This window comes from Mesorhizobium sp. CNPSo 4670 (assembly GCF_057784235.1).
Genome location: NZ_JBWJFQ010000006.1, coordinates 206,366 through 222,577, shown reverse-complemented (window position 1 = coordinate 222,577; position 16,212 = coordinate 206,366). Strand labels below are relative to the sequence as shown.

Genomic DNA, 16,212 nt, shown 5'->3' with positions numbered 1-16,212 from the left:
CGCCGTGCACCGCTGGGGCACACGGCGTTCCGTTTATGAACCAATAGGCAGGATAGGCTAGACTAGTGTTGCATGCGGATGACGGCAGCCGTGCCTGGACCAACGGGTCGGGTCCATCGCTGCTCTGACGCATTCCGGACGGAAAACCGTTTCACACTTTTCTGGAATCGCCCTAGTTCCCCGCGCTGGCCATGCGCCGTCCCTTGATCGCCTTTTCCAGCCAGCCGATCTCCATCTCGGGGACCGACGACAGCAGAAGGTCGGTATAGTCGTCGAAGGGTGGACTCAGCACCTTGCTCTTCGGCCCGTAGCGCACCACTTCGCCGCGATACATCACCGCGATCGAATCGGCGATCGACTTCACCGTGGCGAGGTCATGGGTGATGAACAGATAGGCGACGTTCTCCTCCTTCTGTAGCTCGAGCAGCAGCTTCAGGATGCCGTGCGCCACCAGTGGATCGAGCGCCGAGGTCACCTCGTCGCAGATGATCAGCTTCGGCTTGGCGGCGAGCGAACGGGCGATGCAGACGCGCTGCTTCTGGCCGCCGGAAAGCTCGGCCGGGTAGCGGTCGGAAAAGCCCTTGCCCATCTCGATCTTGTCGAGCAGTTCGGCGACGCGTTTGTCGCGCTCGCGGCCGCGTATGCCGAAATAGAATTCCAGCGGCCGGCCGATGATGGTGCCGACGGTCTGGCGCGGGTTCATCGCCACGTCGGCCATCTGGTAGATCATCTGCAACTGGCGCAGATCCTCTTTCGGCCGGTCGGCCAGCCGGTTTGCCAGCGGGCGCCCGTCGAAGGTGACGGTTCCTTCCTCGGGCGGCAAGAGGCCGGTGATGGCGCGCGCCAGCGTCGACTTGCCGGAGCCGGATTCGCCGACCACGGCCAGCGTCTGGCCCGGATAGATGTCGACCGAGACGTTCTTCAGCACCTTGATGTGGCTGCGGCCATAGGCGGCGGTGACGTTCTTAACCGACAGGAACGGCGTCGAGCCGGGCTTCTGCTCGGCGTGCTCGATCTCATGCACCGACACCAGCGCGTTGGTGTATTCCTGGCGCGGCTCCTTGATGATCTGGCGCGTGCCGCCCCATTCGACCAGCCGGCCATGCCGCAGCACCATGATCTCGTCCGAGACCTGGGCGACGACGGCAAGGTCGTGGGTGATGTAGAGCGCGGCGACATGGGTGTCGCGGATGGCGTCCTTGATCGCCGCCAGCACGTCGATCTGCGTCGTCACGTCGAGCGCCGTGGTCGGCTCGTCGAAGACGATCAGGTCCGGCTCGGAGCAAAGCGCCATTGCCGTCATCACGCGCTGCAACTGGCCACCCGAGACCTGGTGCGGAAAGCGCTCGCCGATAGTTTCGGGGTTGGGCAGGCTGAGCTTCTTGAACAGCGCAACGGCGCGCTTCTCCGCCTCGGCGCGTGTCGCCGTGCCGTGCAGGAGGGTGGCTTCCACCACCTGGTCCATCAGCTTGTGCGCCGGGTTGAAGGCGGCGGCCGCCGATTGCGCGACGTAGCAGACCTCACGGCCGCGCAGCTTGCGGAAGCCGTCCTTGCCGCCCTTGAGGATATCGCGGCCGTTGAGGATCACCTCGCCGCCGGTGATGCGCACACCACCGCGGCCATAGCCCATGGACGAGAGGCCGATGGTCGACTTGCCGGCGCCGGATTCGCCGATCAGGCCAAGCACCTTGCCCTTCTGCAAAGTCAGCGAGACATCGTGCACCAGCACGATGTTCTTCGGCGGCTCGCCTGGCGGGAAGACAGTGGCCTCGATGCGCAGATTGCGGATGTCGAGCAGAAGGCCAGAGTTCGCTTTGCTGTCAGCCATCACCCGCGTCCTCCCTTCAGGCTGGTCGTCCGGTTGAGCACCCAGTCGGCAACCAGGTTGACGGAAATCGCCAGCATGGCGATTGCCGCCGCCGGGATGAGCGCGGCTGCGATGCCGAAGACGATGCCGTCCTTGTTTTCTTTGACCATGCCGCCCCAGTCCGCATCCGGCGGCTGGACGCCAAGGCCGAGGAACGACAGTGTCGACAGGAACAGCACGGCATAGATGAAGCGCAGGCCGAGTTCCGAAACCAGCGGCGAAAGCGCATTGGGAAGGATCTCGCGGAAAATGATCCAGACCTCGCCTTCGCCGCGCAGCTTGGCCGCCTCGACATAGTCCATGACGTTGATGTCGACGGCCACAGCCCGTGACAGGCGATAGACGCGGGTCGAGTCCAGAACGCCCATCACCAGGATCAGCGTCACCAGATTGGTCGGCAGCACGGAGAGCACGACAAGGGCCATGATCAGCGTCGGGATCGACATCAGGAGATCGACGAGGCGCGACAAAAGCGTGTCGAACCAGCCGCCGAACACCGCCGCGGAGAAACCGAGGATGGCGCCGAGCGAGAATGACAGCGCCGTGGCAAGCACGGCGATGAAGAGCGTGATGCGGGCGCCGTAGATCATGCGCGACAGGAGATCGCGGCCGAGATTGTCGGTGCCCAGCCAGTGCGTCGCCGACATAGGTTCCCAGACGTCGCCGACGATTTCGCCATTGCCGTGCGGCGCGATCCACGGTGCGAAGAGCGCCGCCAGCACGAACAGTGCCGTCAGCACGATGCCGATCAGCGCGGGGATGGGGATGCGTTTGATATCGAGCATATCCGCCCCCTATTTCGGATGTCTGAGACGCGGATTGGCGACGATAGCCCCTATGTCCGCAATGATGTTCAGGCTGATGTAGACGGCGGCGAAGATCAGGCCGACCGCCTGCACCACCGGCACGTCGCGCTTGGTGACGTGGTCGACAAGATATTGCCCCATGCCCGGGTAGACGAAGATCACCTCGACGACGACGACGCCGACGATGAGATAGGCGAGGTTGAGCATCACGACGTTGATGATCGGCGCGATCGCGTTGGGGAAGGCGTGCCTGCGGATGACGTTGAACGCCGACAGGCCTTTCAGTTCCGCCGTCTCGACATAGGCCGACTGCATGACGTTGAGGATCGCCGCGCGCGTCATGCGCATCATATGGGCCAGCACCACCAGCGTCAGCGCCGTCGCCGGCAAGGCGATCGCCTGCATGCGTTCGCCGAACGGCATGCCGTCATAGACGGTCGAAATACCGGGGAAGATCTGCCACTTCACGGCGAAGAAATAGACCAGAACATAGCCGATGAAGAATTCGGGAAACGAGGTCGAGGCCAGCGCCAGTCCGGAGATCAGCTTGTCGACCCAGCCGTTGCGGTAGCGCACGGCGATCAGGCCAAGGATGATCGCCAGTGGTACGGCGACGATCGCCGCCCAGAAGGCGAGGAACAGCGTGTTCCACAGCCGGTCCTTGATCGACGTCGCGATATCCTGGCCGCTCGACATGGCTGTGCCGAGATCGCCGGTGAGCACGCCGCCGAGCCAGCGGAAATACCTGATATAGGCCGGATCGTTGAGGCCGAGTTGCTCGCGCAAATTGGCGAGCGACTCCGGTGTTGCCGATTGCCCGAGAATGGCTTGCGCGACGTCGCCGGGCAGGATCTGAGTGCCGGCGAAGATCAGGACCGAAACGGCCAACAACAGGACGATGCCCAGCGCAACGCGCTGGGCAATTAGCTTCAGGATGGGTGAAGACATATCCGCAAAGCCGGGCTCAGGCCTGGAGCCAGCACTTCGCCAGGGCGTAGCCGTTCATCAATTCCTGATGCGGATCATCGACCCAGCCATCGACCTTGGCGCCTGTCGCATCGATGAACTGGTTGAACATCGGCAGGATCAGGCCGCCTTCGTCGCGCACCAGGACAGCCATGTCATGATACATCTGCTTGCGCTTGGTCTCGTCGAGTTCGGCGCGCGCCGCCAGCACCATCTTGTCGAAGTCCGGACGCTTGAAGCGCGTGTCGTTCCAGTCGGCGGTCGACAGATAGGCGGTCGAGTACATCTGGTCCTGCGTCGAGCGGCCGCCCCAGTAGGAGGCACAGAAGGGCTGCTTGTTCCAGACCTCGTTCCAGTAGCCGTCGCCGGGCTCGCGCTTGAGCTCGATCTTGATGCCGGCCTTGGCCGCGCTCTGCTGGAACAGCTGCGAGGCATCGACAGCGCCCGGGAAGGCGACATCCGAGGTCCTCAGCAGCACGGTGCCGTCGTGACCCGACTTCTTGTAGTGGAACTTGGCCTTGTCGGGATCGTACTTGCGCTGCTCGATCTCGGTGAACAGCGGATAGGACGAATTGATCGGGAAGTCGTTGCCGAGCGAGCCGTAGCCGCGCAGGATCTTGTCGAGCATTTCCTCGCGGTCGATGGCCAGCTTGAGTGCCATGCGCAGATCGTTGTTATCGAACGGTGCCGTGTTGCAATGCATGATGAACACGTAGTGGCCAGGACCCGCGTGGTTGCGGATTGTGACGCCCGGCAGGCGCTTGATCAGGTCGACGATCTTCGGCTCGACGCGGTTGATCATGTTTACCTGGCCGCCCTGCAGGGCCGCCGTGCGCGCGGTCGCATCGTTGATGACGATGACTTCGATCTGGTCGGCATGGCCCATCTTGTCGCCCTGCCAGTAATTGGCGAAGCGCTCGCCGCCATGGCGCACGCCTGGCTCGTTGGTCTTGACGACGTACGGGCCGGCCGAGATGCCGGCATCCGGCTTGTCCTTGCCGCCGTTCGGCTGGACGATCAGGTGATAGTCGCTGAGCAGATAGGGCAGGTCGGCGTTGGCCTCTTTCAGCGTCAGCACAACTTCCTTGCCGCTCGCCTTGATGGTCTCGATACCCTTCATGTAGCCGAGCGCGCCGGATTTCGACTTTTCGTCCGAATGGCGCTCGAGCGTCGCGGCGACGTCTGCCGCGGTCACCGTCTTGCCATTGTGGAATTCGACGCCGTCGCGGATCTTCAACGTCCACACCTTGGCGTCGTCCGAGGAGCCGATCTCCTCGGCGATGCGGTTCTCAAGCTTGCCTTCCGGCGAAAGCTCGACGATCATTTCGCCCCAGCACTTGCCGAAGGCGAACGGCACCTGCGTCATCATCAGCGCCGGATCGAGGCTGTTGGTGGATTCGCCGCCGACGAGGCCGGCCTTCAGCGTGCCGCCCTTGATTGGGCCGGCTGCCCGCGCCGCACCTGAAAGCAGCGAGTTGGCGAAGGTCGCGGTGACCCCGAGCGCTGCCGCCCGACCGAGAAAATCGCGACGGCTCAATTTGCCGGAAGCGACTCGCCGGCTAAGGAATTCCAGTTCGTTCGACATGTTGAGTTCCTCACTCTGTTGGTTCGACTCTGCGGTCGTTTTTCTTGTTTCTTGTGAGGAGAATAATGACCGCAAGGGAAAGCGGTAAGCAAGACCGAATGCGACATGCCGTGGCGTAAATCGTACGTCGCATTTGGACCAACCAACTCCGTGGTCACAGGAGGACGCGCGGCACCCTCTCCTCGAAGTTACGCTCGAAAACGAGAGTTTCGCCCTCATAGGCCTCGATTCTGGCGCTGACGATGAAGTTTTGCGCGTCCGATCTCATTTCGGCGAATGTTTCGGTGCGCACCGACCATCCATTTCGCGACAGGGTCTGCGTCCAGTGCGTTTTTCCTGAAGCCGCCAGGGGATCGTCCGGATGGATCGTCCAGGTCTCGCGGGCGATGCTGCCATTGGCCAGGCCATGGGCAAGATCGCGCACCTTGCCAAAATCATCCGTTATGGAAAGCGTCACAATTCCGGTCTTCTCGTCGCGATCGACATGACGCTCGGAATTGGCGGCGCGGATCGTCTCGGTCGCCCAGGGAGTGGCGCTTTCCGGCTCGGCAAACGTCACTTCGTTCCCGGTCGCCAGCGGCCGCAGCGGCAATGCCAGCACGGCGGCCGACAAGGCGAGCCGGACCGGCTCCGGCGACGGCCAGATCATCGGCCAATAGGCATTCGACACGGCGATGCGCAGATGGTGGCCTGCCGGCACGCGATAGCCGCATTGATCGAGCACCACGCGCGCGGACACGATTTCGCCCGGTACCAGCGCCTCGGGGAATTCGTGCGAATTGCGATGCGTCAGATTGAGCACGCCGTAGGAAATCAGTTCCGAGGCACCGTCAGGGTGCACGTCGCACAGCCGGATCGCGATGTTGGCCTGCGGGCGGTCGGAGGACAGCCGCACCTCGACTTCGGGCGCGCCGACGATGTCGATCGCCTCAGTGAGTTCCGGCTGGTCGAAACACACCGACAAAGCGTCGTCGGGGCGCTGGTCGCCGGGCAGTTCGGGGCCGAAGGTGAACGGAAAATACTCGCCGCCGGCAAGGCCGCAGCTCTGCGGCGAGGCAACGATGGCAGGCTTGCTACCGTCGGCGACAAGCTCGATCGATTGCGTCTTGATGGCAGGCGACGGCCATTCCTGCTCAGCCACCCAGCGACCGGGCCGCTTGGGATGCCAGCGCGCGGGGCGGACACTGTCCATGACATAGGCACGATAGGCTGGATCGGCCTCGATACTGGTGTCGATATCCTTCAGCCAACGGTCCCACCAGCGCAGGGCCTCCTGCAGGAAACCGATGCGCGGTGCGGGTGCCGCGTAATGCGGGTATTTGTGGATCCACGGTCCGATGATGCCCTTCACCGGCGCTTCGATGTTGGTGGCCAGATGCGAGACGGTGTTGCGGTAGCCGTCGTGCCAGCCGCCGATCGACAGCACCGCGGCCTGGATGGCCGAATAATCCTCGCAGATTGAGCCGCGCTTCCAATAGGCGTCGCGGTGCTGGTGCTTCAGCCACAGTGGCGCGAGAAAAGGCTGGTTCTCCAGCCGGGTCAGCCAAAGGTCGCGCCACCTTTTGTCGCCGGTGAAGAGCGGGTCCGGCGGCCGCGACGAATAGGACAGCATGGTCGACGCCCAGCCGAAATTCTCGATCAGCAGGCAACCGCCCTTGTAGTGGATGTCGTCGGCATAGCGGTCGGAGGTCGAGCACAGGCTGATAACAGCCTTCAGCGCCGGCGGCTGCTTGGCCGCCACCTGCAGGCAGTTGAAGCCGCCCCAGGAGATGCCCATCATGCCGACATTGCCGTTACACCAGGGCTGCGAAGCCGCCCAGGCGATGACGTCGCAGGCGTCCTGCAATTCCTGTTCGGAATATTCGTCGTCCATCAGCCCTTCGGAATCGCCGTTGCCGCGCATGTCGACGCGGATCGAGGCGTAGCCGTGGCCGGCGAAATAGGGATGCGTCAGCTGATCGCGAAAGATGGTGCCGTCCCGCTTGCGGTACGGCAGGTGCTCGAGGATCGCCGGTACCGGGTCGTCGCCGGCGTCTTCCGGCATCCACACCCTCGCCGACAGCCGGCAGCCGTCCGGCATGACAATCTCCATTACTGGAAATTCGACGATTTTGCGGGGGAACTCGGTGACGATTTTCATGCGGGACTCCAGGATCGCCAGATGATGGAGCCCCTGGCATCGCGTCGTGGGCCAGTCAACGAATTCGGCTGGTCAATCCGCGTCAATTCAGCGGAATGTCGTTGTCGCCCTTGCTCGCCTGGTAGGCGCCGGACAGGTCGTCATAGCGGGCCGAGATCTTGCCGATTCGCGTCTCCAGGCGGTGGCGGTCGGCCTCGGGCAGCGCTCGCACCAGCCTGCGGATCGAAAAGCTCTTCCAATAGGCATTCTCGGCATTGTAGCCGCCGGGGTCGAGGGTGAAGACCTCCTTCAGGATCTTCAGATCATGCGGGATGGCGAAGCTGTCGCGCGAATCCTCATGGCTGAACAGATAGTAGAAATTGTCGAAGCCGGTCCAGGTGATCGCCGACAGGCAGAGCGAGCAGGGTTCATGCGTGGCGATGAAGATGGCGTCTTTCGTATCAACGCGCTCGGCCTTCGGCATTTCGTAGAAGCGCTTCAGGCAGTGCACCTCGCCATGCCAGAGGGGGTTTTCCATCTCGTTGTTGGTCTCGGCCAGCACCAGCGAACGGTCGTGCTTGCGCAGGATCGCCGCGCCGAACAGCTTGTTGCCGTGGGCGACGCCGTCGGCCGTCATTGGCACGATGTCTTGCTCGATCACATCGAGCAGGCGGTCGATCAGGGAAATGTCGGTCATTACAGGCTCTCGTCGGGGAGATGGATCTCGTAGGCGTGCGAAAAATGGAATTCTTCCAGGTTGGAACCGTCGCCGCCCCGGTCGACGATCAGGAAATCCTGCGCCTCGCCGAGCGGCGTCAGCACGCCGTGCCACAGGTTGCGGGAATAGTTGATGCCTTGTCCGGGCGCGGTGATGAAGGCCTGCGGTTCACCCGGTCCCCCATCGCCGTCGTGGCAGACGACGACCAGGAACGGCCGGGGCGACAGCGGAATGAAAGCCTGGGTGCCGAAGGGATGGCGCTCGACCATGGTCAGCTTCAGCGGCAATTCGTAGGGCGTGCCGCGCACCATCGAGATCAGCACGCGGGCGTTCGGCCCTGTCGCTTGCGCCGTGGCAAGATCGTGGTAGCGCTCGGCCCTGCCGCCATTGATCGGATAGTGGTTGTCGCCGCCCATGTCGATGACGTCGCCGAAGGCGGCAAAGTTCTCGCGGGTCAGCGGCCGCGCGACGATGCGGGTCACGGCGCCCGCCTTGCAATGCCGGCGCCGCCGAGCTTGGCATGGCGGTTGACGTCCTTGTAGAGAAGATAGCGGAATTTGCCCGGGCCGCCGGCATAGCAGGCCTGCGGGCAGAAGGCGCGCAGCCACATGTAGTCGCCGGCCTCGACCTCGACCCAGTCCCGGTTGAGGCGGTAGACCGCTTTGCCTTCCAGCACATAGAGCCCGTGCTCCATGACATGCGTCTCGGCGAAGGGAATGACCGCGCCGGGCTCCAATGTGACGATGGTCATGTGCATGTCGTGGCGCAAATCGGCCGGATCGACGAAACGGGTCGTCGCCCAGCGGCCTTCAGTGCCGGGCATCGGCGTTGGCGCGATGTCCTGTTCGTTGGTGAAGAAGGCTTCCGGCGCCTCTAGACCGTCGACCGCCTCGTAAGCCTTGCGGATCCAGTGGAAGCGGACGTCGGCCTTGCCAGTGTTGCGAACCGTCCAGCCGCTGGCCGGCGGCAGGAAGGCGAAGCCGCCCGGTCGCAGCACATGCTTCTTGCCGGCAAGCAGAACGGTCAACTCGCCTTCGACCACGAACAGGGCCCCTTCGGCTCCGGCATCGGGCTCCGGACGCTCGCTGCCGCCACCGGGTGCGACCTCGACAATGTATTGCGAGAACGTCTCGGCAAAGCCGGACAGCGGCCGCGACAATATCCAGACGCGGGTCTTGTCCCAGAACGGCAAGGCGCTGGTGACGATGTCCTGCATCACCCCCCTGGGGATGACGGCATAGGCTTCAGTGAAGACGGCGCGGCCGGTCAGCAGCTCACTCTGGCCGGGGTGGCCGCCATGCGGCGCGTAATAGGTTCGGTCGGGCATCCTGATCGTATCCATGGGTTAAACCTATTGCGGAAGCATGTCCTTGAGGCGGAGCAGCGCGATGCGCTCCACCTGTTTGCAGGCGGTCTCAAATTCAAGGCCGCGGCTGTTGCCGATGCGCGCCTCGAATTCCGCCAGGATCTCCTCCTTGGTCTTGCCCTTCACCGCGATGATGAAAGGAAAGCCGAAGGTGGTGACGTAGGCGGCATTGAGCTTGGAAAACAGTTCGCGTTCCTTGTCGGTCAGAGCGTCGAGGCCGGCCGAGGCCTGTTCGCGGGTCGATTCCGCCGTCAGCCGTTTGGCCTTGGCCAGTTTGCCGGCAAGGTCGGGATGGGCGTTGAGCACTGAAAGCCGCTCTGTCTCGCTGGCGGAACGGAAGACGCGGCAGAGCGCGTTGTGCAGGCCGCCGGATGAGTCATGCGCCGGGCCCAGCTCCAACTCGTAGGCGCGTTCGGCAATCCATGGCGAATGCTCGAAGACGCCGCCGAATGTGTGGACGAACGCCTCGAATTCCATCTTCGATGGCCTGAGTGCCGCGGGTCGATAGGGATGGTTCTCTTGCCAGTGGTGGGCGATATCGATGCGCCGTGCCAGCCAGACCTTGTCGTGCGACTTCACATAGTCGACGAATCGCTTCAGCGCCGCCACCCGGCCCGGGCGCCCGACGAGGCGGCAATGCAGACCGATGTTCATCATGCGCGGCCGGCCGGCCTTGCCCTCGGCATAGAGCGTGTCGAAACTGTCCTTCAGATAGGCAAAGAACTGGTCGCCTGAATTGAAGCCTTGTGGCGTCGCGAAGCGCATGTCGTTGGCGTCGAGCGTGTAGGGGATGATGAGCTGCGTGCCGCCCCCATGCTCGAACCAGTAGGGCAGTTCGTCGTCATAGGTGTCCGATACATAGGCGAAGCCGCCTTCTTCAGCCACCAGCCGGACCGTATTGACCGATGTGCGCCCCGTGTACCAGCCGGTCGGGCGCTGGCCGGTCACCTCGTAGTGCAGACGGATCGCCGCTTCGATGTCGCGGCGCTCGTCCTCGGGGCTGTGGTCGCGATAGTCGATCCATCTCAGGCCGTGCGAGGCGATCTCCCAGTCGGCTTCCTGCATCGCCGCGACCTGGTCGGGCGAGCGGGCGAGCGCGGTGGCGACGCCGTAGCAGGTCACCGGCACTTCGGCCTCGGTGAACAGCCTGAGCAGCCGCCAGAAACCGGCGCGGGCGCCGTATTCGTAGATTGATTCCATGTTCCAGTGGCGCTGGCCCACCCAAGGTGCGGCGCCGACGATCTCCGACAGGAAGGCTTCCGACGCCTTGTCGCCATGCAGCACGCAGTTCTCGCCGCCCTCTTCGTAGTTGACCACGAACTGAACGGCGACATGCGCACCACCAGGCCATTTCGGATCCGGCGGATTGGCTCCATAGCCGCGCATGTCTCTGATGTAACGCATCGTCCCTCCCGCCGGGCATTGCCCGATGTAATGCTCAGGATATCGAAAGGGCTGCTCTCGCATTCCCCCGAAAATTTTTGAAAGTGTTTTTGTCGCACTCCGCTCGACCGGGACTTATGCATCGCCTTTAATTGGCGCACAATTCATCAGCAATGTTCGACTGTACCGGGCCAGTTCGCTCGTACAGGAAATGGGAGGCGGCCAGTGGCAGAAACGTCGAAAGCCGATGGCGGGCGTCTGACGACCCATGTCCTCGACACGGCGACCGGCATGCCGGCGGCGGGATTGTCGATCGCGCTCTATCACCTCGAGGGCGATGCGCGCACACATCTGAAGACCGTTGTCACCAATGATGATGGCCGTTGCGACGCACCGCTGCTTGTCGGCGCAGAGTTCCGCACCGGCGAATACGAACTGATCTTTGCCGCAGGCGACTATTTGCGCCAGCAGGGGACGAACTTGCCCAAACCGGCCTTTCTCGACGTGATACCGATCCGTTTCGGCATGGCCGAACCGGTGCACTATCATGTGCCGCTGCTTGTCTCGCCCTATGGCTATTCGACCTACAGGGGGAGCTGAGGCATGGCCAAGGTCCGTATCCGCAACGAGATACGCTTCATTCTCAATGGCAGGGACGTCGCGCTTTCGTCGGTGGCGCCAGACGCGACCCTGCTCGACTGGCTGCGGCTCGACCGTTCGCTGCGCGGCACCAAGGAAGGCTGCGCCGAGGGCGATTGCGGCGCCTGCACCGTGCTGGTCGGAAAGCTCTCGGCAGGCGGTCTCGTCTATGAAAGCGTCAACGCCTGCATCCGCTTCCTTGGCTCGCTGGACGGCACCCATGTTGTGACCGTCGAGCATTTGCGCGGTCTTCCCGGCCAGTTGCACCCGGTGCAGCAGGCGATGGTCGATTTCCACGGCTCGCAGTGCGGCTTCTGCACGCCGGGCTTCGTCATGTCGCTCTATGCCCTGTGGATGAAATCATCAGACCCGTCGAATGAAGCTATCGAAAAGGCACTGCAAGGCAATCTCTGCCGCTGCACCGGCTACGAGGCGATCGTGCGCGCGGCCCGCGCCATCTCCAGCTACGGCAAGGCGGCGAAGGACCCGCTGGCGGTCGAGCGCAAGGCAATCACGGCAAGGCTCCAGGCCATGCATGACGGCGCGCGGATCGAGATCGGCGCCGGCAAGGAGCGGCTCGTCGTGCCGGCCAACGTCGACGATTTCGCCGCCGTGCTTGACAAGGAACCCGGCGCCACCATCGTTGCCGGCTCGACCGATGTCGGCCTGTGGGTGACCAAGCACATGCGCGATATTTCGCCGGCGATCTTCATCGGTGATCTCGACGGGCTTTGCACCATCGCCGAAGACAAGGGCGTCATCACCATCGGCGCCGGCGTCACCTACACCGACGCGTTCTCGACGCTCGCCAAACGCATCCCGGCGATGGGGCCGCTGTTCGATCGCATCGGTGGCGATCAGGTGCGCAACATGGGCACCATCGGCGGCAACATCGCCAACGGTTCGCCGATCGGCGATACGCCACCGCCCTTGATCGCGCTCGGCGCGCGTCTGACGCTGCGCAAGGGCAAGAAACGGCGGACGATCCCGCTGGAAGCCTTCTTTGTCGCCTATGGCAAGCAGGACCGGCAGCCTGGCGAGTTCGTCGAGGCGGTGCACGTTCCCATCCCCGCCAAAGGCACGAAATTCGCTGTCCACAAGATCACCAAGCGCCGCGATGAGGACATCACGGCTGCCCTTGGCGCCTTCTTCCTGAACCTGGCCAAGGATGGCACGGTCGCCGATGTGCGCATCGCCTATGGCGGCATGGCGGCGATACCGAAGCGGGCGTCGGCTGTTGAAAAAGCGCTGCTCGGCAAGCCATGGACCGAACAGACGGTTGTGACTGCGATGGCGAAGTATGCCGACGATTTCACCCCGCTGACCGACATGCGAGCCTCGGCCGAGTATCGCGCCCTGGCGGCGCGCAACCTTTTGCTGCGCTTCTTCGCCGAGACCAGCGGCACCAGGGAGCCGATCCGGGTTTCAAGGCATGAGGCGGCATGATGAACAAGCACGCCACCCCCAATATCAGGGCTGAAAAGATCACCGGTGGCGTCGCCACCGACCAGCGGCATGATTCTGGCCACAAGCATGTCAGCGGCACCGCCGTCTACATCGACGACATGCCGGAACCGGCCGGCACGCTGCATGGCTGCCTTGGGCTGTCGGCTGCCACCCATGCCACCATCACCAGTATGGACCTGTCGGCGGTGCGCACCGCCCCTGGGGTCGTCGACGTGCTGACGGCCAAAGATGTGCCTGGCGAAAACGACATTTCGCCGACGGGGCGCCATGATGAGCCGGTGCTGGCTGACGGCAAGGTGCAGTTCTACGGCCAGCCGATCTTCTGCGTCATTGCCGAGACGCGCGAGCAGGCACGCCGCGCCACCAGGCTGGCCAAGGTCGAATACAAGGAATTGCCTTTCGTCACCGACATCGGCGAACTTGATCCCCGTAAGGACAAGTTGGTCACGCCGCCACTGACCCTGAAGCGCGGCGACGCCGCGGCAGCGATCAAGGCCGCGCCCCGCCGGCTCAAAGGCCAGATGCGCGTCGGCGGTCAGGAGCATTTCTATCTCGAGGGCCATATCGCCATGGTCGTGCCCGGCGAGGACGAGGACGTCACCATCTATTCCTCGACCCAGCATCCGAGCGAAGTCCAGCACATGGTCAGCCATGCGCTCGGCGTGCCGAGCAACGCCATCACGGTGGAAATCCGCCGCATGGGCGGCGGTTTCGGCGGCAAGGAAACGCAAGGCAACCAGTTTGCGGCATTGGCCGCCATCGCCGCGAAAAAGCACCATCGCGCCGTGAAAATCCGGCCCGACCGCGACGACGACATGATCGCCACCGGCAAGCGTCATGACTTCCTCGTCGACTACGAAGTCGGCTTCGATGACGAGGGCAACATTCTCGGCGTCGATTTCATGTTCGCGGCGCGCTGCGGCTTCTCCTCGGACCTGTCGGGTCCGGTGACCGATCGCGCGCTGTTCCACTGCGACAACACCTATTTCTGGCCGGCGGTGCATGCCCAGTCGGCACCGCTCTACACCAACACCGTGTCGAACACCGCCTTCCGCGGTTTCGGCGGTCCACAAGGCATGGTCGGCGCCGAGCGCGTCATCGACGAGGTTGCCTTTGCCGTCGGCAAGGATCCGCTCGAAATCCGCAAGAAGAATTTTTACGGCACAAGCGACCGCAATATCACGCCCTACCACCAGACGGTCGAGGACAACATCATCCAGCCCATCGTCGCTGAGCTTGAGCAAAGCGCCAGCTATGCGCGGCGGCGGCGTGAGATATCGGCCTTCAATGCCAACAGCCGTTTCATCAAGCGTGGCCTGGCGCTGACGCCGGTCAAGTTCGGCATCTCGTTCACGGCCACGCACTACAACCAGGCCGGCGCGCTGGTGCATGTCTACACCGATGGCTCGGTGCATCTGAACCACGGCGGCACGGAGATGGGGCAGGGCCTCTACGTCAAGGTGGCGCAGGTGGTGGCGGAAGAGTTCCAGATCGATCTTGATCAGGTGAAGATCACCGCGACGACGACCGGCAAGGTGCCGAACACCTCGGCCACCGCAGCGTCATCCGGTTCCGATCTCAACGGCATGGCGGCGCATAATGGCGCTCGCCAGATCAAGGAGCGGTTGACCGATTTCGCCGCCGAAAAATATCAGGTGCCGCGCGACCAGGTGCTGTTCCTGCCCAACCGGGTGCGCATCGGCAACCAGGAGATCGCCTTCGCCGACCTCGTCAAACAGGCCTATATGGCCCGTATCCAGCTTTCGGCGGCGGGCTTCTACAAAACGCCAAAGATCCACTGGAACCGTGACAAGGGCCAGGGCCGCCCCTTCTACTACTTCGCTTATGGCGCCTCCTGCTCGGAAGTTTCGGTCGACACGCTGACCGGCGAGTACATGGTCGAGCGCACCGACATATTGCATGACACGGGCCGCTCGCTGAACCGCGCCATCGATATCGGCCAGATCGAGGGCGGCTTCATCCAGGGCATGGGCTGGCTGACGACCGAGGAACTGTGGTGGGACGGCAAGGGCCGGCTTCGCACGCACGCGCCATCAACCTACAAGATCCCGCTGGCGTCGGACCGACCGAAGATCTTCAACGTCACCTTGGCCGACTGGCCGGAAGCCAGCGAGCCGACGATCCACCGCTCCAAGGCGGTCGGTGAACCGCCGTTCCCGCTCGGCATGTCGGTGCTGCACGCGCTGTCGGACGCGGTGGCCAGTGTCGCCGACCACAGGATCTGCCCGCGTCTCGATGCGCCAGCAACGCCGGAACGGGTGCTGATGGCGATCGAGCGGCTGAAGAACGAGGTCAAGGCCGGCGCCTGAATCCGGCAAAACGTGCAATTCAGGCCGGAAAAGCCTACATTTGCCATTCGGGAAAGCGAAAAATGAACTCGAGAGTGCAAAGCCTGAAAGCCTTTCTCGCCAGCGCCGGCCGGGTCGCCCTGGTCGAAGTGGCGGGCACCAAAGGCTCGACGCCACGCGAGAAGGGCGCTTTTATGCTCGTCTCGCGGGCGGCGATCTTCGGCACGATCGGTGGCGGCCAGCTCGAATACATGGCTATCGACAAGGCGCGGCAGATGCTTGTCTCCCCCTCAAGGGATGCCCGCATCGAGGTCGACGAGGTCTGCGCGACCCTCAATGTACCGCTCGGCCCCGAGATCGGCCAATGCTGCGGCGGGCGCGTCGAAGTGCTGATCCGGCTCGTCGACGCAGGGCTGGCAGCCGAGCTGGTCGCGGCGGCTGAAGCCGAAGACGCTGAACTGCCTTATATCTATATCTTCGGCGGCGGCCATGTCGGCCAGGCGCTGGCCTCCGCGGTGGCCCTTCTCCCGGTGCACGCCGTCGTCATCGAGACGCGGCCCGAGGCGCTCGAAGGCATGCCGGAAACCGTCGAGATCCGGTTGACACCGATGCCCGAAGCGATGGTGCGCGATGCTCCGGCTGGCACCGCTTTCGCCATCCTCACCCACGACCACGCGCTTGATTTCCTGATCGTCGCCGAAGCGCTGAAGCGCAACGATACCGCCTATGTCGGCATGATCGGCTCGAAGACCAAGAAAGCGACGTTCAAGAACTGGTTCCTGAAATCGGCGGACGGCAGCGAGGCCGAGTTTGCCCGCCTCGTCTCGCCGATCGGCGGCGATGCCGTAAAGGACAAGCGCCCGCCTGTCATCGCCGCACTCGCGGCCGCAGAAATCATGACCGCGATGGTCATTCACAGCGCGCAGCGTCAAACGCCGGTCGTCAGGTCCAGCGACAGGGTGTTAGCCGGCTAATCTTACATCGCAG

General features: G+C 63.5%; 13 protein-coding genes. 4 read left to right on the top strand and 9 right to left on the bottom strand.

The genetic code is table 11. From position 1 onward, the window contains the following. Nucleotides 1-172: 172 nt before the first annotated feature. The 9 genes from AC0ZT5_RS13530 to puuE form a co-directional block, all read right to left on the bottom strand. Nucleotides 173-1,828, bottom strand: a complete 1,656-nt coding sequence (locus tag AC0ZT5_RS13530) for an ABC transporter ATP-binding protein (RefSeq protein WP_488496835.1) — start codon at nucleotides 1,826-1,828, stop codon at nucleotides 173-175. Next, entirely contained in the window at nucleotides 1,828-2,652 is an 825-nt protein-coding gene (locus AC0ZT5_RS13525; protein ID WP_488496834.1) for an ABC transporter permease, read from the bottom strand. The genes AC0ZT5_RS13530 and AC0ZT5_RS13525 overlap by 1 nt, the downstream gene beginning before the upstream one ends. Before the next feature lie 9 nt (nucleotides 2,653-2,661). Next, nucleotides 2,662-3,621: an ABC transporter permease gene (locus AC0ZT5_RS13520; RefSeq protein WP_184873155.1), complete on the bottom strand. Its 960-nt coding sequence runs from the start codon at nucleotides 3,619-3,621 to the stop codon at nucleotides 2,662-2,664. Between the two features lie 16 nt (nucleotides 3,622-3,637). Then, on the bottom strand, nucleotides 3,638-5,224 hold the full coding sequence (locus AC0ZT5_RS13515) for an ABC transporter substrate-binding protein (RefSeq protein ID WP_477302420.1): 1,587 nt from the start codon (nucleotides 5,222-5,224) through the stop codon (nucleotides 3,638-3,640). Between the two features lie 154 nt (nucleotides 5,225-5,378). Continuing rightward, the gene (locus AC0ZT5_RS13510) at nucleotides 5,379-7,364 is read right to left on the bottom strand and encodes a CocE/NonD family hydrolase (protein ID WP_488496833.1); all 1,986 of its coding nucleotides are present in this window, start codon (nucleotides 7,362-7,364) and stop codon (nucleotides 5,379-5,381) included. Nucleotides 7,365-7,446: 82 nt separating this feature from the next. Further along, on the bottom strand, nucleotides 7,447-8,040 hold the full coding sequence (locus AC0ZT5_RS13505; RefSeq protein ID WP_488496832.1) for a nucleoside deaminase: 594 nt from the start codon (nucleotides 8,038-8,040) through the stop codon (nucleotides 7,447-7,449). Then, nucleotides 8,040-8,543, bottom strand: a complete 504-nt coding sequence (locus AC0ZT5_RS13500) for an ureidoglycolate lyase (RefSeq protein WP_488496831.1) — start codon at nucleotides 8,541-8,543, stop codon at nucleotides 8,040-8,042. The genes AC0ZT5_RS13505 and AC0ZT5_RS13500 overlap by 1 nt, the downstream gene beginning before the upstream one ends. Then, a complete protein-coding gene (locus AC0ZT5_RS13495; protein WP_488496830.1) occupies nucleotides 8,540-9,403 on the bottom strand; it encodes a bifunctional allantoicase/(S)-ureidoglycine aminohydrolase in 864 nt (287 codons plus the stop codon). The genes AC0ZT5_RS13500 and AC0ZT5_RS13495 overlap by 4 nt, the downstream gene beginning before the upstream one ends. A 9-nt stretch (nucleotides 9,404-9,412) precedes the next feature. Continuing rightward, nucleotides 9,413-10,831 carry an allantoinase PuuE gene (gene puuE / locus AC0ZT5_RS13490; protein ID WP_488496829.1) on the bottom strand — a complete coding sequence of 473 codons (1,419 nt, stop codon included), beginning with the start codon at nucleotides 10,829-10,831 and terminating at the stop codon, nucleotides 9,413-9,415. 204 nt (nucleotides 10,832-11,035) lie between these two features. On the opposite strand from puuE, the gene uraH reads away from it, so the two are divergent. From uraH to xdhC, 4 genes are all read left to right on the top strand, one after another. Beyond that, nucleotides 11,036-11,410: a hydroxyisourate hydrolase gene (gene uraH / locus AC0ZT5_RS13485; protein WP_488496828.1), complete on the top strand. Its 375-nt coding sequence runs from the start codon at nucleotides 11,036-11,038 to the stop codon at nucleotides 11,408-11,410. A gap of 3 nt (nucleotides 11,411-11,413) precedes the next feature. After that, nucleotides 11,414-12,895 (top strand): xanthine dehydrogenase small subunit, encoded by a 1,482-nt coding sequence (gene xdhA / locus AC0ZT5_RS13480; RefSeq protein ID WP_488496827.1) that lies wholly within the window; start codon nucleotides 11,414-11,416, stop codon nucleotides 12,893-12,895. Next, complete coding sequence (gene xdhB, locus AC0ZT5_RS13475; RefSeq protein WP_488496879.1) at nucleotides 12,895-15,246, top strand: xanthine dehydrogenase molybdopterin binding subunit; 2,352 nt, start codon at nucleotides 12,895-12,897, stop codon at nucleotides 15,244-15,246. Before xdhA ends, xdhB begins: the two co-directional genes overlap by 1 nt. A 62-nt stretch (nucleotides 15,247-15,308) precedes the next feature. Then, nucleotides 15,309-16,199 carry a xanthine dehydrogenase accessory protein XdhC gene (xdhC, locus tag AC0ZT5_RS13470; protein ID WP_488496826.1) on the top strand — a complete coding sequence of 297 codons (891 nt, stop codon included), beginning with the start codon at nucleotides 15,309-15,311 and terminating at the stop codon, nucleotides 16,197-16,199. Nucleotides 16,200-16,212 lie beyond the last annotated feature (13 nt).